Consider the following 25,821-nt stretch of genomic DNA (forward strand, 5'->3'; position numbering starts at 1 on the left):
ATTTTCTGTCACGGCCACTGGCTAGTTTCCCCTCGACCGGGCCCCGCACGCTCATAGCGCCGCCCACAGGTTCGCAACATCAAGGGGATATACCATGTCTTTTAAGAAACGGGTGATTTATGCGCCGCTTCTGGGCGCGCTGACTTTGGCCTGCCTGGCTGGCGCTGCCCACGCTGAGGGTGAAGCCTCCACCACGACCAGTGCAGAGGTGGATGGCATCACCAACGTCGTCGTGAAGGGAAATCGCAAGCTCTCCGGCGCCACAGCGGTCGCCAAAGAGCAGGCCGAGTACGGCAACGACGTGCAGGTCATTTCATCGGCTCAGGTCGAGCAAAGCGGCGCGGTCAACTTCGCCGAAGCTGTTCAGTTCCTCGTCAAGGGCGTCAATATCGGTTATTCGCCCGATGAAGGCGAGTTCACGATCCGTCTTGATGGCGGCGGTGACCGCGATACGCTGGTGACCCTTGATGGCACGCCACTTTACGACCGCGGCCCGGCGCTGGAGAACATTTGGGGTGCAACTACCATCGATCAGCATATGATCGACAATATCGAAGTCTTCCGCGGCGGTAACAGCCTGTACTTCGGATCGAACGGCGGCATTGGCGTCGTTAACGTCATCACCAAGAAGCCCGACGGTACGCGCAAGGGTGACTTCGGCGTCTCCTACGGTTCCTTCCAGACGCGCGAGATCTGGGGTAACTATTCGTTCCCGCTCGATAAGGACGGCAAACATTCGATCATGTTCTACGGATCGATGCTGGCGACCGACGGTCCGCGCATATTCGATCCCGCCGTCTTTACCGACAATGTCGCGCTTTCAGGCGGCGTGCAAAAGTATCCGCTCAACAAGAACGACATTGGCATCAAGTACCTGTGGCAGATTGACGAAAACACCGAACTGCGCGCCAACGCCATCTATACCGAGAGCTGGTTCCAGGACCCATTCCCATCCGGTGAATCCTATTCACCCAATACGCTGCGCTACCCGATCTTTGATGTGTCTTTCACCAAGCGCTGGAACGACAAGCTGTTCCTGGAGGCCTCGGCCTACTACTCCAATCCAAAGCTGTGGAATGCCGAAGTCTATCCTGAAATCTGCATGATCGCGGCGGGCTGCGTTGATCCGAACGCCCCGACCAAGACCATTCCGAAGGGTGCCTGGACGGGTGCGGTCGAGCCGGGTTTTGGCCATGGTTTTGGCAACAGCAACCAATATGTTAGTGGCTTCAAGGAAAAGGGCGCCACGGTACGTGCCACCTGGAACGTCAACCCTTATCTCGAACTGGTCGGCGGTCTGCAATATGTGACCTATGCTGATGACTCTGATGACCGCTTCGCCATCCCGAACAATGACAGCACCACGACCGGCGTCTTTATCGATGTCCATCCACGCCTGCCGTTCAGCCCGGATACCCGCATTTCTCTGGCCATCCGCGAAGATTTCTCGGACGCTTTCGATCACAAGATGATCTGGAAGTTCGGCGTAAAGCAGCCCTTCCTAAAGGACTTCTACGCCCGCGCCAATGGTGGCACGTCCTACAGCCTGCCGCAGACTAACGAACTTTACATCAATAATCCGCGTCCGACGACGGCGACGGCGGCCGGCTTTACCGTGATCGGCAATCCGGATCTGCAGACGGAGGAAACCGAGACCTACAACGCCGCGATTGGCTATAAGCATGACTTCGGCAAGATGGGCTTCTTTGCGGAAGTCGGCGCTTTCAACACGGAAATTTCCAACCGTATCCAGACCACATCGGGCCGCCCGATCATCGTACAATATAAGGGCGTCAACACCCCGGTCGACACCTATTTCAACAACTCGGCCAAGACGATCATCAAGGGGCTGACGGCGGAAGTTGACCTGCGCCTGGGTGAACAGTGGCACTTCAATATTGGCTACACCAAACAAGACGCCTCGGACGAAAGTGGTTCGCGCAAGGGTCTGCAGATCAATGAAACGCCGGAATGGTTCGCCATCGGTGCCATCGACTGGACCTCGCGTGACAAGCGCCTGAAGATCCAGCTTCTGCCGCGTATCCAGGGGCCGGAATGGTCAACGGGCGGCCCCGCCATGCCTGGCACCGCCAAGCCGGCGGTGAATGGCATTGGCGCTGACTCCGGTGTGCCGCGCTACCGTCATAACTTCGGCGACTACACCGTGGTCAACGGCAGCGTCACCTATCTGCTCGGCGACGACATGCAGCACCGCCTCCAGTTCCGCATCGTCAACCTCTTCAATGAGCACTATGCCGAGCGTTATGGCTACGGCAACAACTTCTACGGCGTCGACTATAACAAGGGCCTCTATAGCAATACCGATGACCGTTATTTCTACGGCTACGAATTCGAAGGCAAGCCGCGCAGCTTCTACATGACCTTCGCCACCAAGTTCTAGTTTCTCTCTTGTGCCAACTTTGTGTGTGTCCCCGTCAACACTCGGGGCGCGCGTGGCGAGAAAGCGTTTAGCCGCGCGCGTTCCTCCGATGTGATCCTGCCTTGTCCTGTCCGTCACATCCTGAGACGGGCAGGACAAGGCTTCACCGCTTGGACTTTCCCTTTCCGGAGCACGATCCCATGACCGAGACCAACCGTCGCAATCTTCTTCGTATGTTTGGCGCTGGGGCGGGTCTGGCCGCCAGCGCCACGCCCTTTTCGAACGCTATCGCCCAGGCCCTCAGCATCCCGGCCAAATCCGTCACCGGTACCATCAAAGACGTTAAGCACATCGTCATCCTGATGCAGGAAAACCGCTCGTTCGATCACTACTTCGGCACCTTGAAAGGCGTGCGTGGCTTTGGTGATCGCCATCCGGTGCCTATGGCGGCCGGGCCGGTATGGCAGCAGTCGGATGGCAAGAAGATCATCCCACCTTACCACCTCGATACCAAAACGACCAATGCCATCGCGGTGCCCGGCACACCGCATGGGTTCGGTGACGCGCAAGCCGCCTGGAACCAGGGCAAGTTTGGCTACTGGCCGAAATACAAGAACCCCTATTCGATGGGCTACTACCAACGTGAGGATATCCCCTTCCAGTTCGCACTCGCCGAAGCGTTTACGATCTGCGATGCCTATCACTGCTCGTTGACCTCTTGCACGGATCCCAACCGCATCGTCTTCTGGTCAGGTTCGAACCACGATCCGGACCTACGCGCCAAGGGCATCAATGCGACGAAAGACAATTCTGAACCTATGAACCTGCGCTGCTGGGTCAAGGGAACTCTGCCGGAACCTGGCTACACCTACCAGGGTTCCGCTTTCACCTGGCCGACCCTGCCGGACGTTCTGGAAAAAGCCGGCGTGTCCTGGCGCTTTTATCAGGACCCGAACGACAACTGGACCGGCGCCATGCACGGCGCCCTGGCGTTCGCCAGTTTCCGCGACGCCAAGCCAGGTTCGGCCATTTACGAAAAAGGCATGCGCCACTGGTCGCTTGAGCAGTTCGCGCAGGATGTGAAAGACAACACCCTGCCGGAAGTCTCGTGGATTTTGCCACCCAAGGACTGGTCGGAGCATCCTTCCGCCTCGACGCCGCTGCAAGGCGCGGAATTTACGGCCGGCATTTTGTCGGCGCTGACCAGCAATCCTGAAGTATGGGCCAGTACGGTCTTCTTCCAGACCTTCGATGAAAACGACGGCCTGTTCGATCACGCGCCGGCGCCGGCGCCGCCTTCCTTCAACGTCGCCGGCGAGCTCATGGGCAAGTCGACGGTAGATGTAAAGGGCTTCTACTTTAGTGATCCTGAGCGCAAGTTCCTTGAAGCCGATGACACGATCACGGGCACGCTTAGGCCCTGGGGCCTTGGCCCGCGCGTGCCGATGTATGTCGTCTCGCCGTGGAGCCGCGGTGGCTGGGTGTCATCCGAAGTGTTCGACCACACCTCTGTCGGCCGGTTCCTGGAAAAGCGCTTTGATGTGGTGATCCCGGCTATCAGTCCGTGGAGCCGCGCTGTTTGTGGCGACCTGACCTCGGCCTTTGATTTTGCCAATCCGAACGCGCAGGTCGCGCCGCTGCCGGATGCCTCGGGTTCGCGCAAAGCCGTTCTGGAGCAGATCCACCGCAAGCGCATCGAGCCGCCGGCGACACCGTCGCCCTTGACGCAGGAAACCGGAACGCGCCCATCCCGCGCTCTGCCATACGCCCTTGAGGTGCGTCCGAAGCTTGAATCGGACAGCCTCACGCTGGACTTCGTCAACACCGGCAAGATGGGGGCTGTCTTCCACGTCTATGACCGCCAGAATCTCGAAGCGATTCCGCGCCGTTATACGGTCGAGGCCGGCAAGACACTGAGCGACCGTTTCGCTTTCTCTGACGGTCATTATGACCTGTGGATTTTGGCGCCGAACGGTTTCCACCGCAGCTTCAAAGGGCAGACAAACGCCATAGAGATTGCGGCCACAACGTCGCCCAAGCCAGCCGTCTTGACCCTAACCTTGCGTAACACGACCAAGGCGTCGCTGACTGTGGCTGTGGATGCCGAGGTCTATAATCTCGGCAGCAAGTCGCTGACTTTGAAGCCAGGACAAAGCCATAAGGAAGTGTTTTTGGCGGGCGAGCATGGCAACTGGTACGATGTCACGGTGACGGCGGACGGGTTCGAACGGCGCTTTGCCGGCCGGATCGAGACCGGCGCGCACAGCTTCAGCGACCCGGCGCCAACTCTGGCCCGTGCGCCGGCGGCTTATGTGGCGCCTGAGCCCCGCTTGCCTAAGTTCTAAGAGGCCGCTTGGTCGCCAATCCCCGTAATCGATAAATGCTACATTTATCGATTACGGGGATTTTTGCGTTTGCACGTCGATGTCTTAGAGGGCCGTGGGATGAGGTCTGACTGAGAGTCATGCCTAGCGCCGCTGACAAGACGTGCCTGGGGGTAGTGAAGGGGAGCATGGCGTGGACGCAAGGTCTGAGGCTCTTGTCAGATCCAGGACTGCCAATCCACGATGGTGGCTCGAACAAACAGCCCCCTTATCTGGGAGAGAGTGTCCAGGAAGGCGGCCTTACAGATAGATGCGTCTTAGACGGTTGGACACCTGCTCCAGAATCAGCACCAGCAGGAAGATCCCGACCAGAATGGTGCCGACATGGCCGTAATTGTACATGTCGTAGCGACCTTTCAGTTCCTGCCCGATGCCGCCAGCCCCGACGAGACCGATCACCATGGCCATACGCATATTGCGATCAAGCACATAGAGGGTATAGGCGATATATTGCGGCATGACCTGCGGCAGGATGGCGAAGCCTAGGATTTTGAGCCGGTTGGCGCCGATGGCGCGCAAGGCTTCCTGCGGTTTGATGTCGGCGTTTTCCATGTCGTCGGCGTAGAACTTGCCGAGGAAGCCGGCGCCATAAAAGGCCAGCGCCAGCACACCGGCGATAGGTCCGAAGCCGTAGGCCAGAACCAGAAACAGCGCGCTGATGAGTTCGGGGACTGCCCGGAACAGGCTGACAATGCCGCGGCTGACAATATAGGCCAGTGTGTTTGGCGTCAGGTTGCGGGCCCCGAAAATAGCCAGGGGTGCGCCCAGAATGACCGCGATCAAGGTGCCCCACAGGGCAATCTCCAGCGTCTCCACGAGCTTGAGGGCAACGCGCACGACATAACCATAAGGTTCAACCAGAAACTCCGTCCGTTCCACCGAGGCATCCATTTGGTAGGTGTCCGGATTGAGGGTCTCAACCTTGGTTTCTGTCGTTTCAATATGCGAGAAGGGCGGCAGGTGCGCACGATCGAAATGTTCGATCCGGCTGGTTTCTGTGCGCTCTTCGAGCACCAGGGGGAAGAGTTGTTTGACCAGTCCGCCGAGGCCTTGCGCCACCTGGCTATCGGCGCGCTGACCGGCGACGTAAGCGACCGCATCTGCCGTCATAGCGGCGGCGCGATCCATCTCAACACGTTTGCCGGTGTAGGCGATAACGAGGAAGGCGACGATAATGAGCGCGATCTTGCCCATCGAGTAAGGTTTGGGGAACTGCCAGTCTTTCGGCTGACGGGTCGTTTCGGATTGGATCATGGCAAGGTCTCGAAGGCGGGTTCGACCGGCTGCTGCCCGCCGTAGATGTCGGAAACTGTCGCTACGTCCAAGGCTGATGGCGGGCCGTCGAAGACGAGGCGGCCGGCTTTCAGCGCGACAATCCGATCGGCATAACGTTTGGCCAGTTCGACCTGGTGAAGGCTGCACAAAACGCTGGAACCGCGCACGCGGGCCTGCGAGACGATCAGGCGGACAATGTCGTCGCTGATCTTCGGGTCGAGACTGGCGACCGGTTCATCGGCCAGAATGACGGCTGGATCGAGCATAAAGGCGCGCGCGATGCCGACGCGTTGTTGCTGTCCGCCCGAGAGATCGCTCGCACGCCGGCGCAGGTGATCTTCCTCAAGCCCGACAGCGTTGACGAGTTCGCAGACCGTTGCGCGTTGCGCCGGCGTAAACAGGCCCAGCAGCGCGCACCAGGTCGGGACCACCGGTAGCGCGCCGGACATGACGTTATCCGCCACGCTCGCGCGGGCCGCGAGATTAAAGGCCTGGTGGATCATGCCGATCCCTGGTCGTAACTTTGTCAAGCTCTTCCGGGTCACCGTCTGGCCGTTGATGGAGATGCTGCCCGATGTGGGTTCGGTGAGACCATTGACCATGCGCAGGAGCGTCGACTTGCCGGCGCCCGAAGGGCCCAGGATCACGCACACCTGGCCTTCCGGGACGCTGAAGGAGACCCCGGACAAGGCGATAAGGCCGTCCTTGTAGCGCTTGGTGACATCCGTAAACTCAAGCATCAGCGCTGAGCTGCCTTCTTGAGGATTTCGCCCTTGAGCTGGTCATTGACCTTGGCCATCTTGGCGGCGGCGACGTTAAACTTGGCGGCGGGATAGGCGGTGTCGTAACGATCAATCTTGGCACCGCCGTAACCGCGGATCATATCCGGCGTCACACCAGGGGCGGTGTGAACGGTTGCAAAGGCCGCCTTCAGTTGCTTTTTGATCGCCGGTGGCAGTTTTTGGTTCATGACCAGAGGCGGGTAGGGGATAGGCATGCTCTTGGCGACGACCTGAATGGTTTTCGGATCAACGGCGCCCTGGCGCACGGCCTTGTCAAAGCTGTCGAACGACAAAGCGGCGACATCTACTTGTCCTTGTACGAGCGCGGCCAGGCTGTTGGCGTGGCTACCAGTCAGGCGAATGGCAGACAGATCGCGCACCGGGTCGAGGCCAGCTTCCAAAATCATTGCCATGGGAAAAACGAAGGAGGAGGTGGAGTTGATATCGCCAAATGCGACGCGCTTGCCTTTCAAGGCCTTGATCGATGTGATTGGCGTGCCGGCTTTTGCGAACAGGCCGGCGTAATAGGTCGATTGCCCCTTCTCGACGCCGACGGCAAGCAACTCGGCGCAGTGGCGTTCATTGGCCTGTATGTAGGTGACGGCACCGACGAAGGCGATATCAGCCGAGCCGTTGCACAGCGCCTGAACGACCGCTGAATAGGACTGGCCGACGCGAATTTCAAAATTGAGATTGGTGGTGCGGGTGACGGCGTTGAACAAAGGCTGATAGTCAGCGCGTGTGCCGTCTTCGGTGCCGCCATCGGCAGGAATGAGGATGACCCGTAGCGGATGTGTGCTTGTGCCCAGAGGCGCGATCGCGTGGGAAGGGCCGCTGATCGCAAAAAACAACCCGATCACGGCGAATATAAAGCGTATCATGAGAGCCTCCTGTTTTAGGGCTTATCACCCGAACTAGAGGAGGCTTACTGGGGGAAAGTGACAGTGGCGTGAATGCCGCTCATTATTTCTCAAAAGAAAAAGTGAACTTAACTCACAAAGAAAACAGCTTTGTGAATCTGGTGCGGGGCGTCCCCCTACGCATTAGGATGCGCCGAAAAGCCATGCGCTGAATGGCGCAGGTACAATCGTCGCTGTTGCCTACGATAACCTGCAAGTGGTGTTGCCCTTATCGCGCCACGGCATGTCCGTGCGGTGGAAACCATCCAATGGCGGTTCAGAAAAGGTTGGCTGTCGGTAATCCGAAATTAACCTGGCGCACCTGACTAGGCAACCAAACTGACTGCGTGCTGAAAATTTATACCGTAATTTCAATAATATACTGCTTCGAAGTTCTATTCGGAATGGTGCGCCACTCCTGTCCATGTCACTTAAGGCACGACACTTTGAGCGCTAAGATGCGCCACAATAACAACCCCATCTTGTAAAGATGGGCAAGCCGTTCAAGGTTGTCCTTCAATTTTTCGATCATAGCTGCAACTTCAGGATGTATTGCGCCGGAATAGTGATCGGGGTTCAGTTACCGAAATATTCAAGACGTGCGGGTGAAGACTTTTTCAACGATACCGGCCTAAAGCGGTCCTTTGTGCAGCCTGGAGCTGTTAGCAGCTTGCCGATATTGAAAGCGGCTAGCGCAAGGTAAAAAATTCTTGATGGAAGTTCTGGCCTGTCGGAAAGCCATGCGCGGTAAGGTCCGCTGTCAGGTCCGCAGCAAAACCCTCAGGACCGCAAAACCACAGGCTGGACGTACGCCAGTCCGGTATGGCCGCCCGGAGCCGTTCACCGGTGAGGCGGCCGTCGCGCAGGTCAATCATCAGGTGGAGGCGTATATTGGCGATCTTCGCATCGGCGGCCAGTTTGAGGAAAGCCTGTTCGTCCACGTCAGACGTCGTGTGAAAAAGATCAATGATCTGTCCCTTGGGCCAGTCAGGTTTGTCAATATTCAGAGCCATATGCTTCATCCGGGCCAGGAAGGGCGTAATGCCGATGCCGCCGGCGACCCAGATCTGGTGTTTGTAGCCGTCATCAAAGGTGAAGCCCCCATAGGGGCCCTCGACCCTCACCTCCTGACCCGGCTTGAGTTTGGATTTCAAGAGACGTGTGTGGTCACCCAATTCTTTGACGAGGAAGCAGATCTGGCCGTCATCGACATTCCAATCGGAAGCAATCGTATAGGGATGAGGGCCCTCTGAAGGGTCGGACATGGCGAAGGCGAACTGCCCTGCCTTGTGGCCTGGCCATTCCCGCGACATGTCGAGCACAATTTCCAGGGTGCGAACGCCTGGGTAGGCTTGGAGCGACGATATGCGCCCCCAGACCTGCCGCGCCTTTCCGTGCAGCCCCAGCAGAACGATCACAGCGGATAGTATCCCGGCCGTGAGCAGTATCGCCATGAGCAGACCCAGGGGCGACGTCCAGTAGCTGAACTTGATAAGAACAACAGCATGAAACGCTACGGCCAGATAAACCACCGCCAGCAGCCGGTGCGTTTTGTAAAACAGCCGATAGGGAAAGTACCGTACGAGCGCCAGCACAATCAGAAGAGCGGCCGCATAAAAGGCCCACTCGCCGATGCTCTCTGCGGGGTGGCGCAAACTGACAAGAAAGGCCTGCAAGGGATCGGTTATCGGCACTCTTGGTGGTCGGACACTACGGACCGTCCAGCCCAGCCCGCTGGCCCATTTGGGGGCCACCGCCCAAAGCCAATGACAGATAGCCACCACCAGAATGGATATCCCAAGCCATTTGTGCAGACGGTACATTTTGTCCAGGCCACTCATCCAACGTTCCAGCCACGGCAGACGTAGTGTGAGCATCATCGTAATGCTCATAAAGCCGATCGCCACCACGCCGCTGAATTGGATAGCGATACCTCTGAGCTCAAAGACATTCGTTATCGGGAACGACCATGTCTCGGCGAGCGCCCAGAAACCGCCGAGTAAGATAATCAACGCCAGGAACAGGGTCTGGATATGTCGCATAAGGCCGCCTTTTCCAAGATCGGCATATGGGCCAAATGAACCTCAAACACGCCTCCACCGCAGGCAGACGATTATCTTGGTTTAACCACACGCCCTTTTACCAACTGACATGACTGAGCATGCCTGATCGACTAGCGCTTTCTCAAACTCGGAAACTACTCAGGTCCAATAAGATTTTGCAGGCTGCGATAAAGTCATGAACGTCCACTTGCGCGCCGCATTCCCAATACAATTTTGCTGAGTAGTTTCAGAATCTTACGTCTGTCGGAAGTCGGTGCGATAGTCTTGTCGCACTGTTTCACATCGCGCGATGGCGCTGTGATAGAGTGCATCGCCAAAAATCATGAGGAGATCCACCATGGGCAGCCCTTCCGACAGAATCTAAGATATTGGCCTGGAAGCCCATCCGGAAACCGATCAGTTCCTTCGTCTCGACGCGGGTTGCGGCCGTGTGCAGATGGGCACCGCGAAAGACGCGCTGACCGTGTACCAGGAAGTCTCAGACGGCTGGTGTGTCCTTGTTCCTGCGGGAAGCTGGCACAACATCACAAACACTGGCGCAGCGCCAATGCAAGTCTATAGGATCTACGCTCCGGCGCATCACGCGCCGGACAGGGTGCAGGCGACCGCTTCAATAGCTGAAGCCGACAAGGGCGACAAACCCGCGGTCTGGTCAGTGCAACCGGAACAGGCGGCCGACAAGCACGGGTAATTTATTACCAAAGTGCGAGGTTCAGTTCCGCATGTGTCGCAAACGGGAAGGCTCTGCCCGACCTTCGCCTCCGGCGCGGACTGGTTCATCATACGGTTTCAATCTCTAGGCGTTTCAGGGGGCGCGCATTCAGTGACGGAGGTAACCCTGAGTAATTTCCGACGGTACCGAAGATAAGCAATTTGCACTTCAATAGACCTAAGCGCATGGCCACCTGCCAAATGCGTGCTCCCAATCAAAAAGGCTCCGTGTCTTAATTGTGGAGGGAGCTAGACCACGGAAGGCTCAAGGATGAATGCCCAAACCGCCGAGATCGTTGCGAATATGCCTGTTCTTTTCGAGATTATACATCGTCACAAGATTTGGACGATTACCAAGGACTTTGCGTTTTTTGGTGACTTCACTCAGGAGAAATTTGCCATTGATGCAGTTGAAGCCGCTGTAGCGGCGATTGGAGCCGCGGGTGGCACGGCGCAAATCGTTTCAAAAGTGGCATAACACGACGCATGGACACGCCCATCGAACCCCCAAAAAGCCTGCCAAAGCAGGTTGCGCCGGCCGCTCAAGAAGACAAGGTCGGTCCTAAAAGCCAAAGACGTGTCTGGATCTTGGGGAGTGCGCTGGCCGCAGGCTGTGTTGTGGTCGCCGTTGTCGTTTGGTTGCTCTTTTTCAATAGACCGAACACAGCAAGTCTGGTTTCTGCAACGGTCGCCTTCGCTGACGTTGAAGAGACTGTACTCTCGACGGGCGTGCTTGTACCGTTCGTTGAAATCAATGTCGGCTCCCGCGCATCGGGTCTTGTAACGTCGTTGACCGTCGATGTAGGCGATACGGTAAAAAAGGGCGATATTATTGCTCAGATCGATGCCGCCAATCAGACAAACGGCCTCACGACCGCCCAGGCAGCGCTTCTGGATATTCAGGCGCAGAAGATAGCTGATCAGGCTTCGCTCGATCAGGCTCAGACCGCCTATGATCGCGAGGCCCGCCTTTACGCTGCAGATGCGGGCGCCAAGGCTGACCTCGACCTCGCCACGAAGGCCGTCAAGAGTGCCCGCGCCCTTTTGACCTCCGTCAACGCACAGATCCGTCAGGCTGAGGTTTCCGTCAGGACCGCTCAGGTCAATCTGGCCTATACGCACATACTGGCGCCGATCGATGGAACCGTGCTGGCGGTGGTCACCAAGCAGGGCCAGACGGTCAATGCCGCCCAGAGCGCGCCAACGATCGTCACTCTGGGGCAACTCGACAAGATGACCGTCGAGGCAGAGATTGCCGAAGCCGACGTGATCAATGTGACGCCCGGAATGGTGGCGTATTTTACCATTCTTGGTGCTCCGGATCATCGCTATTACGGGCATATACGCCGCATCCAGCCGGCGCCCACGACCTTCGCGTCTGATGTCGCCGCGACCACAACGACCAGCACGGCTGTCTACTATTACGGCCTCTTCGATGTCGATAATCCAGATGGTCGTCTCAAAACGACGATGACAGCCAATGTCAGCATCGTTTTGGCCCAGGCCCGACACGTCCTGACGATTCCGTCAACAGCCCTTGGTGAACAGGCAAAGGATGGTACCTATGCCGTCACGGTTGTCCTGAAAGATCATAAGACGACCTTGCGACAGGTCGTCATGGGTATCAATGATGGCGCCAAGGCCCAGGTTATCTCCGGACTTGCTGAGGGCGAAACCGTCGTCATCGGAGATGGCAGCGTCTTGCCTGCCGCATCGTCATCGGCGTCCTCATCTGCGACAGGCGCGCCCGGTACGGACCGCGGTGACGGATTATAAGCCATGTTTGACAAACCCGCGCAGACGTCTCGCCCGTCAGCGGCCGCCTTGCCGCCGAGGCTCGTCGTTTCGAAACTTCGTCGTGACTATGCCGCCGGCGAGACCTCGATCACCGTGCTCAAGGATATCGACCTGACGTTCGAACCCGGTGAGATGGTCGCTATCGTCGGCGCGTCCGGCTCGGGGAAATCGACCTTGATGAATCTCCTGGGCTGTCTCGATCAGCCGACCTCGGGTCTTTACACGATTGGCGGCCGCTCGACGTCCGAACTTCTGCCGGACGCATTGGCGGAGCTTCGCCGCGAGCATTTCGGGTTCATTTTCCAACGCTATCATCTGCTACCTGATCTGTCCGCGCTCGGCAATGTCGAGGTGCCGGCCGTCTATGCCGGCCTGCCGGCGAAGGCCAGACGGATAAGAGCCTTGGACCTTCTGAAGCGTCTGGGGATGGCTGAGCGCGTACAACACCGGCCTGGCCAACTGTCTGGCGGTCAGCAGCAAAGGGTTTCTATAGCCAGAGCCTTGATGAATGGTGGTGAGATTGTCCTGGCCGATGAGCCCACAGGCGCCCTTGACAGCGTATCTGGCGAAGACGTCATGCGCATCCTGAAAGGCCTGCATAAGGAAGGTCATACCGTCATCGTCGTTACGCATGACATGGCGGTCGCCGAGCATTGCGAACGTGTGATCGAGATCAAGGACGGTCAGATTATCGGGGACAGGGTGGGCAAGGGGATAGGCGAGAGCCAGGACCAAGGACTTCCCGCCGTTGATCGCAGTCATCGCAGCGGCATGGCTGCCCTTTCCGATAGCCTGCGAGAGGCGTTTACCATGGCCGTGCTCTCCATGCGGGCGCACAAGATGAGGACGTTCCTGACCATGCTCGGCATCATTATTGGTATCGCATCGGTCGTTTGTGTGGTGGCGCTTGGAGCTGGCTCCCGTCAGAAAGTCCTGGAGAGCATCAGCGCGATTGGCACAAACACACTCAATATTCGCGCGGGAAGCGGGTTTGGCGATATAAGGGCGGGCGCTGTGCGTACGCTCAATGTCGCAGATGCCAATGCCATCGCGCAGCAGGCCTATGTCGACAGCGTGACGCCGGTCGTCCAGACCAGCGTGACGGTCAGGTACCGCAATATTGCCGTCAATGCTCAGGTCTCGGGCGTCGGCGCGCAATACTTCCGTGTCACGGGCCTCGAACTGGCTCAGGGACGTTTCTTCGATGAGAAAGCGGTCAGCACCTATAATCAGAATGTCGTCCTCGACGACAACAGCGTCAATACACTGTTTGCCGGCAACAAGAGTGCGGCCATTGGTGCGGTGATCCTTGTAGGGTCCGTTCCTGCGCGCGTCATAGGTGTGACCAAAAAGGCCGGGATGGCGTTCGGCGGCGCCGGCGACACCTTAAGCATTTTCATGCCTTACACGGCGGTCAATTCGCGGATGCTGGGCACCACAACCTTGCGCAGTCTTACCGTGCGGACCAACGACAAGACCGACAATGCCCTGGCGGAGGCTTTGGTGACCAAACTGTTGGTCGGGCGCCACGGCGCCAAGGACTTCTTCGTCGTCAATTACGACACGATCCGTCAGACCATCAACACAACCACCCAAACCCTGACCCTGCTGATCTCCGCCATTGCGGTTATCTCTCTCGTTGTCGGCGGCATTGGCGTTATGAACATCATGCTCGTATCTGTGACGGAGCGGACGGGCGAGATCGGTGTGCGGATGGCCGTCGGCGCAAGGCAGCGCGATATCATGGAACAGTTTCTGATCGAAGCCGTCCTTGTCTGCTTGATCGGCGGTGTGATGGGTATACTCCTTGCCTTGGCCTTCGGAGGGATTTTCTCGCTCTTCAGCAAGGACTTTAAATTGATCTATTCGGTAAGTTCGATCTTTTGGGCGTTTACGTGCTCAACCTTGATCGGCATCGTCTTCGGATTTCTTCCGGCGCGCGCCGCTGCGCGCCTCGACCCTGTCGCCGCACTGGCAAGGGAATGAGGCACCGTCTTGCGCAAAACGTTGCCGTGGGGATTGGCTTGACAATGGTATTGGGCGGGTGCGTGAGCGTCTATCACAGGCCTGACGCGCAAATACCGGACCATTATTCTCACGCAGGTCCACCATCTACGGATGCTTTGATCGACAGCCGTTGGTGGCAGAGCTTCGACGACCCTGGCTTGAATATCGTCGTCGATAAGGCGCTGGCCTCTAATACGAATCTTTTGGTCGCCACCTTTATCGTTCAGCGGGCCCAAACCGTCGCGGGTATAACGTCCCTTGATCAATGGCCTCGGGTTTCAGGCAATGTGTCGGGGACACAGGCCAATGCCACGACAAGCTACACCGCCAACGCCGCCCTAAGCTACGACGTCGACCTCTGGCGCCGCCTGGCGTCGACGACATCCGCCGCGCGCTGGGAAGCGAAAGCCACGCAGGAAGACCGCAATTCCACAGAATTGGCCCTGATTGGCACGGTCTGTCAGCTCTATTGGGATATTGGCTTTACGCATCAGCAGATCACAACCGGCAACGCGACACTGGTCTATCAGCAGAAGATACTGGACCTTGTTACCTACCAGCACACCGTAGGTGCCGTGTCGGGGGTCGAAGTTGCAGAGGCCCAGCAGGTCGTCAACGTGCAGGTATCCACACTGTCGGAGCTTTCCCAGCACTTGGTCGAGGACCGGGCTGCCATGGCGATCTTGCTGGGCAATGAGCCCCTTGCCGAAGCGCAGGAGCCTCGAAGTCTGCCTGACTTGCCCTTGACGGCCATCGCGGCTGGCTTGCCGGCTGAACTTCTTGCACGTCGTCCTGATCTAAAAGCGGCTGAGCTGCGCCTACGCGAGACATTGGCAACGGGCGACGCCACGCGCGCGACCCTTTATCCTGGCCTTAGCCTCACCGGCACGGGAGGAGGTACCAGTACAGAACTGTCGTCCCTGCTTAGTCATCCCACGGGCTCAATCGCTGCTTTGATAACCCTGCCGTTTCTGGATTTGGGTCGGCATAGGTTGAACGACAAGCTAGCCCAGACGGATTACGATATTGCGGTCCAAAATTTCCGGCAGACCCTTTACGCAGCTCTGGCTGATACCGATAATGCCCTGTCACATCGGACCCAACTGGTAAACCAGGCTGAAGCTCTCCAAAAATCTTTGGAGGCTGCTACCACGGCCGAGCGGCTTTATGGGGTGCGTTATCGGTTTGGTTCTGTCGCCTTGCGCGTCTGGCTTGATGCCCAGCAAAGCTTGCGGGTGGCGCAACTTGCCTATGATGGCAATCGACTGTCGCAGTTCAATAATCGCGCGACTTTGTTCCAGGCATTGGGCGGTGGCATGACGTCCGAGTCCCGTGAGTAGTTTCCGAGTCTGTCAGTCGAAAGGCCTTAAGTGCATGAAACCGGCGTCGCCACCGTTCGACGGTGGCATCAACGCTTTAAACGCAAGGAATGCCCTATGAACACCTCCGATGTAACGATTGCAGTTTTCGACGATCACGAGGCGGCCAATGCGGCCATTAAGGCGCTTGGAGACGCGGGTTTTGACATGAAAAGCCTCAGTGTCGTCGGCCGAGGGTATCACACCGACGAACAGGTGGTGGGCTTTTACAACATCGGCGATCGCGTGACGTTTTGGGGTTCGCGCGGGGCATTTTGGGGCGGCTTGTGGGGGCTGTTCATTGGCGGCCTTTTTGTCACAGCACCTGTCGTCGGTCCTTTGATCATACTGGGCTCGGTAGCTGGCATGATTGTCACGGCACTGGAGAGTGCGGTCGTGGTCGGCGGGATCAGCGCGTTAAGCGCCGCTTTGTTCAGCCTTGGTACCCCCAAGGACAGTGTGATACGTTACGAGGAAGCCATTAAGGCCGACAAGTTCCTGGTCATGGCGCATGGACCTGCGGACGAAATGACTTCGCGCCCGGGCCATTCTGGCAGCCGCGCGTGCTTCGAACGTCGAGGTCTATTCGGAGTCCGAAAGCAAACGCGAAGCCATGGCCTCGTCGATCGTTCATGGGAAAGTGTAAGCATAGGTCCTGTATGCTTTTGAAAAGGTAGCCAGATGTCGACGCGGCGACACCTTATTTTAGCGGGGGCCTCAGGCGTGCTGACCGCCTGTGCGCCCAGGCCGGTCGTATCGGGTTATGATCGTCTGGCCACCACCCTGCGTATGCCGGCGTTCCCCAATGCGGATGTACGTGAATGGGTGCGTTATGCCGCGTTGGCGGCGAATGGTCACAATACGCAAGCCTGGCGGTTCGCATGGACGCCGCGGACTGTTACCATACTGCCCGATTTTGGCCGTCGCACGCCGGTTGTTGACCCCGATGATCACCATTTGTTTGTGAGCCTTGGATGCGCCAGTGAAAACCTCAGTCTCGCGGCTGAAGCCAATGGCCGACCGGCGACGATTTCGTTTCAGCCTAAGGTCGGTGGGCGTATCCATATTGACCTCGACACCTCCGTAGCGCGGGCCTCTGCTTTATTTGACGCGATCCCCAAACGTCAAAGTACCCGATCCGTTTATACGGGGGGTGTTGTCGCCAAATCTGACCTCAGGCATCTCGAAGCGGCAGCCAGGATCGATGGCGTGTCGGTCGAGATACTTACCGACCGGCCAAAACTGGATACGGTTCGAGATTTCGTCGTCCACGGCAACAGCCTGCAACTGGAAGATCACGCGTTTATGCGCGAACTCAAGTCATGGATTAGTTTCAACCGGCGTGAAGCCTTGGCGAGGCGTGACGGGCTCTTCAGTGGATGCTCTGGGAGCCCGGAGATACCGACGTGGGTGGGGGAGGCGGCTTTTTCCCTGCTGTTTGTGGAAAAGTCTGAAAACGACAAATATGCCAGACAGATCGCGTCCTCGTCTGGGGTAGCGGTCTTCGTCGGCGACAAGGCCGATCCTGACCACTGGACCCGCGTGGGGCGAAGCGTCCAGCGCTTTGCTTTGCAGGCGACCGCGCTTGGCCTGAAATATGCCGTGATCAATCAGCCGGTTGAGGTGCCCTCCATCCGGGCTGAGTTCGCCAAGTGGCTGGGCATCGGCGCGGCCCGACCTGATTTCGTGCTGAGGTTCGGCTACGGACAGCCTATGCCTATGTCCTTGCGGCGATCTGTAGATGACATTGTGGCTCACTCATAAGACGCTAAAAGAAGCTTATGCCTGACACAAGCTTCGTGGCGATGGCACGACGGCCTTGGCATGCGATGAGATCTTGCCAGGACATAGGCGTCGCACGCGATTGCGCAACCGATCATTTGCGTGCGCTTTAAGGGGTTACCTGTGCGTCATGGCAAAGTCAGCTAAGTAATTTCCGACTCTGTCTCGCCCAGTCTTGCGGGCTTAGCCTTGAAGGTGCAGCCTTGAACAGGGCTCTGACCTTTGACCAGGCGTGAACGGGGCCAACCTGATCGCGTTCAGGCTTTGGTGCAATTTTTCCGGATATGGAGACGAACATGGCTTCCGACAAAAACCTGAAACAAAACGTACTTGATGAACTGACCTGGGCACCCAATGTGAACAGCGCCCACATTGGCGTAGCTGCGCATGACGGGGTGGTCACCCTGTCTGGTCATGTTGAAACCTATAGCGACAAACTTGATGCGGAACACGCCGTACGTCGCGTCAAGGGCGCCAAGGCCATCGCGAACGAAATCGAAATAAAGCTGAAATCGGATGCCAAGCGCGATGACGAAGACATCGCCAAGGCGGCGATCAATGTCCTCGCCTGGGACGGCAACGTGCCCTCCGATGCCATCAAGGTTGCCGTGAGCAACGGCTGGGTCACGCTCAGTGGCCAGGTGGAATGGTACTTCCAGAAGGAGGCTGCCGCGCAGGACATCCGTCGTCTCATGGGCGTGGTCGGCGTCTCCAATGAGGCTGTTGTCAAGCCTAAGGTGAATACTGAAGTTCTTGCCGAGGATATCGAGTTCGCACTCGATCGTTCGTGGTTCGATACAAAGCGCATCAAGGTGACAGCCATCGGCGGCAAGGTCACCCTGACGGGTAAGGTAGAGACCTGGAGCGATTGGCAGGAAGCCTCGGAAGTCGCCTGGGCTGCCAAGGGCGTGACCTCGATTGAAAACAACATCGTTATTGCCTGATTGACGGCCCAAGTCTGCGAACCGTCATTTTGTGGTTTGCAGACATGGGACACCCTCGAACCGCCCGGCAAGGCATGCCGCCTATGGAGACGAACATGCATACCCCATATGACCACGCCTTGTTGACGCCGGTGCAAATGAACGCGGCGGATAAGGCAGCGATTGCTTCAGGCGTATCCGGGCTTGACCTTATGGAAGCTGCCGGTAGCGCTGTCGCTGCTGCTGTTATGGAACGCTGGACGAAAAGGCCTACGCTCGTTTTGTGTGGGCCGGGCAACAATGGGGGGGATGGCTTTGTCTGTGCCCAACACCTCACATCCGCCGGCTGGCCTGTCAAAATTGCGCTTCTCGGTCAGGTGACCGATCTGCGAGGCGATGCTGCCCATTTTGCTGCGGCGTGGCAGGGGGAGTGGCTTCCCTTTTCATCGGGAAGCCTTGATGGCATTGGTCTGGTGATCGATGCTATTTTCGGCTCCGGATTGTCGCGCCCCGTCGAAGGTGGTGCCAGGGACATGGTCGAAGCGCTCAAAAATCTCGAGATAGATATTTGCGCGATCGATGTCCCAAGCGGTGTCGATGGCGCGACCGGCGAGGTTCTGGGCGGTGCGGCACCTGCCAAACTGACCGTGACCTTTTTCCGGAAGAAGCCAGGGCATCTGTTGTTTCCTGGGCGGGCCCTGTGCGGCGAGATCGTGCTGGCCGACATTGGCACGCCGCCAAACGTCCTTGAGGCGATTGCCCCCACCTGTTTTGAAAACCATCCCTCATTGTGGCTCAACCGGTATCCATGGCCCGAGATCAATGGCAACAAATATCAACGCGGGCATGTTCTGGTGCTCGGCGGAGATGTTCTGACCGGCGCCAGCCGCCTGACCGCCTGCGGGGCGATGCGGGCGGGCGCCGGCCTTGTGACGCTGGCGGCGCCCCCCGATAGCTGGATGATCTACGCTGCGTCGCTCACCAGCGCGATGGTCAGGCCATTCAATGGCTTGGCCGGCTTTACAGATCTGCTGGCCGACGCCCGCCGAAATGTCATCGCTATAGGGCCAGGCGCCAGCGCCGGGGAGGCGACCCGGGCGTATGTCTTAGCCGCGCTGGCCGCGCGCAGAACGACGGTTCTCGATGCCGACGCACTAACCGCCTTCGCTGAGGCGCCTCAAAACCTGTTCGGCGCTATCTCGGGGCCTTGCGTATTGACGCCGCATGAGGGCGAGTTTGCCCGCCTTTTCAAGATCCAGGGTGACAAACTGGCGCGCGCGCGCGCGGCAGCCCTGCAAAGTGGGGCCGTCGTGCTGCTTAAGGGCCCCGACACGGTGATCGCTGCGCCGGACGGCCGCGCCATTATCAATGCGAACGCGCCGGCGACGCTTGCGACGGGTGGTAGTGGAGACGTGTTGACCGGGTTCATCGCCGGTCTTCTGGCCCAGGGGCTTGATGGCTTTCATGCCGCCGCCGCCGCCGTCTGGCTCCATGGTGAGGCTGCCAATCGTCTGGGGGTTGGCCTTATTGCCGAGGACTTGCCCGATATATTGCCGCAGGTGCTTCACAGCCTGAACGAACAAATGACGGTGGCCAATTCATGAAGGCCATGATTCTGAACAGGCCGGGCGAAGAGCTCCAGTACACCGAGCTTCCGGACCGTTTTCCGGGGCCTGGTGAGATTCGTGTCCGCGTCACGGCCTGCGGCGTTTGCCGGACGGATCTGCATGTGCTGGATGGCGAACTGCCTGACATGACTTACCCGATCATCCCTGGCCACGAGATTGTCGGCAGGATCGACAGGCTTGGAGAAGGCGTCGACGGGCTTCACTTGGGCGACCGGGTGGGCATTCCTTGGCTTGGGCATACGTGCGGACACTGCCCCTATTGTCAGGCGCATCGAGAAAATCTTTGCGATCAGCCTCTGTTCACCGGTTACACGCGCGACGGCGGGTTTGCCTCATCTGTGATCGCCGATGCGCGGTTTGCCTTTCCTCTTGGCGAAGAGGGTAGCGATGTTGCCCTGGCGCCGCTGCTTTGCGCCGGCCTGATCGGATGGCGATCATTATGCCTTGCGGGTGACGGTGAGGTTATTGCGGGTAAGGCCCTGGGACTTTACGGCTTTGGCGCGGCCGCCCATATCGTGGCACAGGTCGCGCGTCATGAGGGCTGGAAGGTCTATGCTTTCACCCAAACCGACGACAAGGACACGCAAGCCTTCGCTATGAGCCTGGGAGCGGTTTGGGCGGGCGGGTCAGAGGAGATGCCGCCGGTAGCCCTCGAGTCTGCCATCATCTTCGCGCCCGTAGGCAGCCTTGTGCCCCTGGCTTTGCAGGCCGTGCGCAAGGGCGGCCGTGTGGTCTGCGCCGGCATCCATATGAGCGATATTCCGGGCTTTCCCTACAGCCTATTGTGGGAGGAAAGGCAACTCGTCTCGGTGGCCAATCTCACACGACAGGACGGCCTCGATTTCCTGCCCCTTGCGCAGAAGATCGGCGTTGCGACCCAAACCACCACCTACGGCCTGCAAGACGCCAATCAGGCACTGGCCGATCTTCGTGCCGGCAAGTTCGATAGGGCGGCCGTTTTGATCCCCTGATCGGGATATAAAACGTGTTCCGATCTGATGGTATCAGATCGGCGCTTTAAATTTTTAACGCGCTTTTTGATCCGAAACGTGCGTCACACTTTTCGGAAACGCTTGGGCTCCGCCGCCTGCTTTTCGCTCTTTGAGGAGTCTTGACTATGAACGATAAGCATCTGACCGATGGTCTGACGCCTGCCGAGGCCGAGGCCCGTCTGAAGGTTGATGGTTTCAACCAACTGCCTTCGCCCGACAGACGCACGCCGCTTCGGATCATTTTCGAGGTCGTGCGTGAGCCCATGCTGTCCCTTCTGATGGTCGGCGGACTAATTTACTTGCTGCTCGGTGATTTGAAGGAAGCTTTGGTGCTGATGGCCTTCGCCATTCTGTCCGTGCTGATCACCGTCATTCAGGAGACCCGCACAGAAAAGGTCCTCGAAGCCCTGCGCGACCTGACCAGTCCTCAGGCGCTGGTCATTCGCGCATCGCAACGGATCAAGATCGAGGGGCGTGACGTGGTATGCGGAGATCTGATCGTTTTGGCCGAGGGCGATCGGATCCCTGCCGATGCCAGGCTGGTGGAAACACATGACCTGCAGGTCGACGAATCCTTGCTCACCGGAGAATCTGTGCCGGTGCACAAGGACGTGCTCAAAGCGACCCACGAGGGCGACGACAGCCAGCAGGTTTTCTCCGGTGCGTTGGTCGTGCGCGGAACGGCCATTGCTGAAGTGACGGCCACGGGTGTCAGAAGCAAGATCGGTCAGATTGGCCACTCGCTCAACAGCCTCACGACTGAAGTGCCGAGGTTGCAAACCCAGACCCGTAAGCTGGTTTTGATGTTTGCCTCGGTGTCATCCGTCGTGTGTGTCTTGGTGGTCGTGCTTTATGGTCTGCTTCGCGGAGGCTGGCTGGAGGCGTTTCTGGCTGGCATTGCGCTAGGCATGTCGATGCTTCCTGAAGAACTTCCGGTGGTTCTGGCCGTCTTCATGGCCATGGGCGCCTGGCGTATATCCAAGGCGAGGGTCTTGACGCGTAAGGCATCCTCCATTGAAACCCTCGGGTCGGCGACAGTCTTGTGCACGGACAAGACCGGGACCTTGACCGAAAACAAGATGACACTGGCAGAGTTTCGTCTGAAGGATGGTAAGGTTCTGCAAGCCAGCGGCACCTTGCCGAACGCCTTTATTGAGCTTGTCGAATATGGTCGGCTGGCGTGCAATCCCGAGCCCTATGACCCCATGGAGAAGGCCTTTCACGCGTTCAAAGCCGAAGGTCGCGATCATCCGGCCAGGCCGGCTCGGCTGGTGAAATCCTATGGTTTGAGACCCGATTTACTGGTCATGTCTCAGGTCTGGCAGTCAGAGGTTGGCGATGGCGACGTCATCATCGCGGCGAAGGGGGCGCCTGAGGCTATGGCTGACCTTTGCCGGTTAAAGCCTGAAGAGATCGCTGCGCAAAGGATCTCGGTCGAAGCTATGGCCGCGCAAGGGTTGAGGGTGCTGGGCGTCGCTCGGGCCCGTCATGCGGAGGCAGACCTACCCGATACCCAGCGCGCCTTCGCGTTCGATTATCTTGGCCTGGTCGGGCTCGCTGACCCGTTGAGGGCAAGTGTTCCGGCCGCCGTCATGGAATGCCGTGCGGCGGGTATCCGTGTCATCATGATTACGGGCGACTATCCGGTCACGGCTCAGGCCATTGCCCGGCAAGCCGGTCTGTATGCGGGAACAAAATCCGAAGACGTCATCACGGGCGACGCTCTGGCTCAGATGAGTGACGAGGCCCTGGCGTTGCGCCTCAATACGGCGACCGTCTTTGCCCGCATCAAACCCGACCAGAAATTACGCCTGGTTCAGCGCCTTAAGGCCAATGGCGAGATCGTTGCCATGACGGGTGATGGTGTCAATGATGCCCCTTCGCTCAAGGCCGCACATATCGGGATCGCCATGGGCGGACGCGGGACCGATGTCGCCCGTGAAGCCTCTTCGCTGATCCTGCTTGACGACGATTTTGGGTCGATCGTAACCGCCATACGCCTGGGGCGGCGCATCTATGACAACCTGCGCAAGGCCATGGCTTTTATCTTTGCCGTGCATGTGCCTATCGCAGGGTTGGCGCTATTGCCGCTGGTCTTTGGCTTGCCATTTCTGTTTGGGCCGATGCACATCGCCTTTCTGGAGATGGTTATCGATCCGGTCTGTTCCTTGGTGTTCGAAGCCGAAGGCGAAGAAGACAACGTCATGAAGCGGCCGCCGCGCGCGGCAGAGGCCCCCTTGTTCTCAAAGGAACTGATCGGCTGGAGTGTGCTTCAGGGCGTGGTGGCGCTTTTGATCGTGGCCGCGATATTTATAGTCGGCTTGAGGCTGGGTATGGCCGAAAGCGAAGTTCGCGCACTGGCCTTCTTTGCCCTGATCTTAAGCATCTTCGCCCTGATCTTCGTCAATCGGTCCTATAGCGCTTCAATTCTGACCGCCCTGAAGCAACCCAATCAGGTTCTGGTGTACGTGCTCAGCGCCGTTTTGGCCATGTTGTCCCTTACGCTGTTGTGGCCATTCGCGCGGGATCTGTTCCGCTTTGGTCCTTTGCATTGGAATGATCTCGCCGTCAGTTTGGGAGCAGGCATTGTCGTTCTTGTTTTTCTGGAGCTTTTAAAGCCCACCTGGCGCAAATGGTTGACCCCCTAAGGGCTATGACGTGAGTCCCATGCTGGGCCTGAGCGAAGAGCCCCTAGGCTGATGGGCTACGCAACCGGCATCATCAGCTCATTGCGACGCAGGAACCATAGTGTCCAGGGTGGATCATACCGCGCCATTAAAACCGCCCCCATGGCTTTCAGCTTATGGCGTTGCACGTAAACCTCAAGCACATCGGTTTGCGTCTCGATGTCCCGGGCCTGTCCCAGTCCGGAGAAGCGCACGACTGCGAAACGGGCCGGTGGCAGGGTGACCAGGCGAACCCTGGGATTGTTCGGAATAGGCAGGGTGTCCAGCGTGTATCCGCCTGGCATGATAAAGCGTACCACCCAGCCTTCGGCCGAGGCCTGCTGGATCACCGGGGCTGTCATCGAGATTTTTTCAGAGTGCGGCGCCTGAATGACCGGGGCGGTCATGGCCACCTTATGCTTCTGCACATTGTCACCGAAGATATAGCCAGCCAGCAGACGAAACCCGGTATTGAGGGCCGGCTGGCGCTCGCCTGAAACCGTAACCTCTGCGGCGATCAGCGATGGATAATCGCGTAGTTCGCAGTCTCCGTCCGTTTGACTTGCGGTGTAGGCGGGTTCTTCGACGGCCATGGCGGCACTCCCTGTAAGCCCCAGCGTGAGGATCCCGCCACAGATAAGGCGTCTTGTGAGGGGCTTGGACAAGGTGGGGCGCCTTTTTGTTATAAACATAAAGCTTATACGCAGGCGCCCCGCTAAAGGATCAAGGTGGAAGGGTTAGCTAAAGTCGATGACCACGCGCGAGGGCACATCGCCCGCCTCCAGACGTTCGAGCACGTCATTGATGGCGGAAAGCGGCTGAAGTTCGATATCGGCCTTGACCTTGCCGTCGGCGGCAAAGGCCAGGCATTCGGCCATGTCCGCGCGCGTGCCGACAAAGGAGCCCACGATGCTGATGCAGTTGGCGACCATGTCGAACAACGGCGCTGGGAACTCGCCCGGCGGCAAGCCGACGAGCACGCACACGCCGCGCTTGCGCGTCATGGCCACGCCTTGCTTGAAGGCGGGCAGGGACGGAGCCGTGATGAGCACGCCATGTGCGCCGCCACCCGTTGCCGCCTTGACCGCAGCGGCGGGATCACCGGTTTTGGCATTGATCGTGACATCGGCGCCAAGGCGTTTGGCGTGCTCAAGTTTGCCGTCGTCGATATCGACCGCGCAGACCTTAAGCCCCATGGCCTTGGCGTACTGAATGCCGAGGTGTCCCAAACCGCCGCAGCCGGAAATGGCAATCCATTGGCCCGGACGCGCCTTGGTCTCCTTGATGCCCTTGTACGTCGTGATGCCGGCGCAAATGAGCGGCGCGGCTTCGGTGGCGCTTAAGCCCTCTGGGATATGGGCGACATAGTTGGGATCGGCGATGACGTAATCGGCAAAGCCACCATTTTGCGTATAACCCCCGAACTTAGCCTCCGGGCAGACCGTCTCCCAGGCTGACAGGCAGTATTCGCAATGTCCGCAGGCCGAATAGAGCCAGGGCACACCGACTCGTTCGCCCATCCTGACCGCGGTGACGCCGTCACCCATGCCTATGACGATACCAATTGCCTCATGGCCGGGGATAAAGGGTAGGGTGGGTTTGAGCGGCCAGTCACCCTTCGCGGCATGCAAATCGGTATGGCAGACGCCGCAGGCTTCGGTCTTGACCAGAATCTGTCCATGACCCGGCACGGGGATGTCAAAATCCTTGAAGACCAGGGGCTTGCCGAACGCTTCGACGACAGCGCCATGCATCCGTGCGGAACTGAGGGGGGAGGCGTTTGGCGCTTTGATGGGGATTGAATCAGGCATGGGATTTATCCTTTTTGGCTTAATTTAGCGCAGACACTTCGGTCTGCTTGAGCGGCGTGCTCTCCAGGCGGCGATTGTAGCCGTCCGGCACAGCGCGTCAGGCCATCATGTTCATCCGGCTCATCTGTGCGCACGATGCCGCACATGTCCGACAGGCCTCTGCGCAAGCTTTTAGCTCAGGTGTCCCCATGGCGTCACAAGATACGGCGCACGCTTCACAAACGCTTGCGCATACGCCGCACATTTGCGGGTGCATAACCGAGTCGCGGCTCATGAAATCCGAGCATGTGCGACAGGCCTCGATACAGTCGAGCATCAGCTTGATGTGGTCCTTTTGCGCAAAGGCGCCGCCCTTAGACAGGG

18 protein-coding genes and 1 pseudogene are annotated in these 25,821 nt (G+C 58.4%); 13 read left to right on the top strand and 6 right to left on the bottom strand.

Annotated elements, in window-relative coordinates; genetic code table 11:
- The first annotated feature begins 94 nt into the window (after window positions 1–94).
- Both ABQ278_RS18125 and ABQ278_RS18130 read left to right on the top strand, forming a co-directional pair.
- On the top strand, window positions 95–2,401 hold the full coding sequence (locus tag ABQ278_RS18125) for a TonB-dependent receptor domain-containing protein (RefSeq protein WP_349322432.1): 2,307 nt from the start codon (window positions 95–97) through the stop codon (window positions 2,399–2,401).
- Window positions 2,402–2,580: 179 nt separating this feature from the next.
- The gene (locus ABQ278_RS18130; protein ID WP_349322433.1) at window positions 2,581–4,725 is read left to right on the top strand and encodes a phosphocholine-specific phospholipase C; all 2,145 of its coding nucleotides are present in this window, start codon (window positions 2,581–2,583) and stop codon (window positions 4,723–4,725) included.
- Between the two features lie 279 nt (window positions 4,726–5,004).
- Here the strand turns inward: ABQ278_RS18130 and phnE are convergent, their stop codons facing one another.
- From phnE to ABQ278_RS18150, 4 genes are all read right to left on the bottom strand, one after another.
- Window positions 5,005–6,018: a phosphonate ABC transporter, permease protein PhnE gene (gene phnE / locus ABQ278_RS18135; RefSeq protein WP_349322434.1), complete on the bottom strand. Its 1,014-nt coding sequence runs from the start codon at window positions 6,016–6,018 to the stop codon at window positions 5,005–5,007.
- Complete coding sequence (locus ABQ278_RS18140) at window positions 6,015–6,779, bottom strand: phosphonate ABC transporter ATP-binding protein (RefSeq protein WP_349322435.1); 765 nt, start codon at window positions 6,777–6,779, stop codon at window positions 6,015–6,017. The genes phnE and ABQ278_RS18140 overlap by 4 nt, the downstream gene beginning before the upstream one ends.
- Window positions 6,779–7,702, bottom strand: coding sequence for a phosphate/phosphite/phosphonate ABC transporter substrate-binding protein (locus tag ABQ278_RS18145; protein WP_349322436.1), 924 nt, complete (start codon window positions 7,700–7,702; stop codon window positions 6,779–6,781). Before ABQ278_RS18145 ends, ABQ278_RS18140 begins: the two co-directional genes overlap by 1 nt.
- A 707-nt stretch (window positions 7,703–8,409) precedes the next feature.
- Entirely contained in the window at window positions 8,410–9,762 is a 1,353-nt protein-coding gene (locus ABQ278_RS18150) for a ferric reductase-like transmembrane domain-containing protein (protein WP_349322437.1), read from the bottom strand.
- A 388-nt stretch (window positions 9,763–10,150) separates the two neighbouring features.
- Between ABQ278_RS18150 and ABQ278_RS18155 the strand changes: the two are divergent.
- From ABQ278_RS18155 to ABQ278_RS18205, 11 genes and pseudogenes are all read left to right on the top strand, one after another.
- Window positions 10,151–10,474: pseudogene (locus ABQ278_RS18155) on the top strand (hypothetical protein); the annotation flags it as partial.
- Between the two features lie 291 nt (window positions 10,475–10,765).
- Window positions 10,766–10,972 (top strand): hypothetical protein, encoded by a 207-nt coding sequence (locus ABQ278_RS18160; protein WP_349322438.1) that lies wholly within the window; start codon window positions 10,766–10,768, stop codon window positions 10,970–10,972.
- An 8-nt stretch (window positions 10,973–10,980) separates the two neighbouring features.
- Window positions 10,981–12,270, top strand: coding sequence for an efflux RND transporter periplasmic adaptor subunit (locus tag ABQ278_RS18165; RefSeq protein WP_349322439.1), 1,290 nt, complete (start codon window positions 10,981–10,983; stop codon window positions 12,268–12,270).
- Window positions 12,271–12,273: 3 nt separating this feature from the next.
- Complete coding sequence (locus ABQ278_RS18170; protein WP_349322440.1) at window positions 12,274–14,277, top strand: MacB family efflux pump subunit; 2,004 nt, start codon at window positions 12,274–12,276, stop codon at window positions 14,275–14,277.
- A gap of 44 nt (window positions 14,278–14,321) precedes the next feature.
- Complete coding sequence (locus ABQ278_RS18175; protein WP_349322663.1) at window positions 14,322–15,638, top strand: efflux transporter outer membrane subunit; 1,317 nt, start codon at window positions 14,322–14,324, stop codon at window positions 15,636–15,638.
- Between the two features lie 96 nt (window positions 15,639–15,734).
- Window positions 15,735–16,325 (top strand): general stress protein, encoded by a 591-nt coding sequence (locus tag ABQ278_RS18180; protein ID WP_349322441.1) that lies wholly within the window; start codon window positions 15,735–15,737, stop codon window positions 16,323–16,325.
- Window positions 16,326–16,379: 54 nt separating this feature from the next.
- Window positions 16,380–17,420 carry an Acg family FMN-binding oxidoreductase gene (locus ABQ278_RS18185; RefSeq protein ID WP_349322442.1) on the top strand — a complete coding sequence of 347 codons (1,041 nt, stop codon included), beginning with the start codon at window positions 16,380–16,382 and terminating at the stop codon, window positions 17,418–17,420.
- A 314-nt stretch (window positions 17,421–17,734) separates the two neighbouring features.
- Complete coding sequence (locus ABQ278_RS18190) at window positions 17,735–18,382, top strand: BON domain-containing protein (RefSeq protein ID WP_349322443.1); 648 nt, start codon at window positions 17,735–17,737, stop codon at window positions 18,380–18,382.
- 95 nt (window positions 18,383–18,477) lie between these two features.
- A complete protein-coding gene (locus tag ABQ278_RS18195) occupies window positions 18,478–19,965 on the top strand; it encodes an NAD(P)H-hydrate dehydratase (RefSeq protein ID WP_349322444.1) in 1,488 nt (495 codons plus the stop codon).
- Window positions 19,962–20,960 (top strand): zinc-dependent alcohol dehydrogenase family protein, encoded by a 999-nt coding sequence (locus ABQ278_RS18200; RefSeq protein WP_349322445.1) that lies wholly within the window; start codon window positions 19,962–19,964, stop codon window positions 20,958–20,960. Before ABQ278_RS18195 ends, ABQ278_RS18200 begins: the two co-directional genes overlap by 4 nt.
- Before the next feature lie 146 nt (window positions 20,961–21,106).
- Complete coding sequence (locus tag ABQ278_RS18205) at window positions 21,107–23,629, top strand: cation-translocating P-type ATPase (RefSeq protein WP_349322446.1); 2,523 nt, start codon at window positions 21,107–21,109, stop codon at window positions 23,627–23,629.
- Between the two features lie 56 nt (window positions 23,630–23,685).
- Here the strand turns inward: ABQ278_RS18205 and ABQ278_RS18210 are convergent, their stop codons facing one another.
- Window positions 23,686–24,240, bottom strand: a complete 555-nt coding sequence (locus tag ABQ278_RS18210; RefSeq protein ID WP_349322447.1) for a heme-binding protein — start codon at window positions 24,238–24,240, stop codon at window positions 23,686–23,688.
- Window positions 24,241–24,384: 144 nt separating this feature from the next.
- On the bottom strand, window positions 24,385–25,401 hold the full coding sequence (locus ABQ278_RS18215) for a zinc-dependent alcohol dehydrogenase (RefSeq protein WP_349322664.1): 1,017 nt from the start codon (window positions 25,399–25,401) through the stop codon (window positions 24,385–24,387).
- Between the last annotated feature and the right edge of the window lie 420 nt (window positions 25,402–25,821).

Source organism: Asticcacaulis sp. MM231, assembly GCF_964186625.1.
Taxonomy (GTDB): Bacteria; Pseudomonadota; Alphaproteobacteria; order Caulobacterales; family Caulobacteraceae; genus Asticcacaulis.